This window comes from Flavobacterium cupreum, assembly GCF_003996965.1.
Taxonomy (GTDB): Bacteria; Bacteroidota; Bacteroidia; order Flavobacteriales; family Flavobacteriaceae; genus Flavobacterium; species Flavobacterium cupreum.
Genome location: NZ_QWDM01000164.1, coordinates 1 through 323, shown reverse-complemented (window position 1 = coordinate 323; position 323 = coordinate 1). Strand labels below are relative to the sequence as shown.

Sequence of the window (323 nt, the reverse complement as noted above, 5' to 3'; positions counted from 1 at the left end):
CATCGCGCGCAGGGCGGCGCCGCGCCGCTGGTGCTCGACGCCGACGCGCTCAACCTGATCGCCGCCAACCCCGACCTGCAGCTGCAACTGGCCCAGCGCACGGGCGCCACCGCGCTCACGCCGCATCCGCTCGAGGCGGCCAGGCTGCTGGGCGTGACGATCGCGGTGATCCAGGGCGACCGCATGGCGGCCGCGCGCGAACTGGCCGCGCGCCTGCGCTGCCACGTGGTGCTCAAGGGTGCGGGCAGCGTGCTCGCGCGGCCCGACGGCATGGTCGTGATCAATCCGACCGGCACTCCCGGGCTGGCCACGGCGGGCACGGG

General features: G+C 76.2%; 1 protein-coding gene. It reads left to right on the top strand.

The genetic code is table 11. From position 1 onward, the window contains the following. On the top strand, positions 1-323 hold a 323-nt coding region (locus tag D0817_RS27060), incomplete at both ends, for an ADP-dependent NAD(P)H-hydrate dehydratase (protein WP_497756105.1).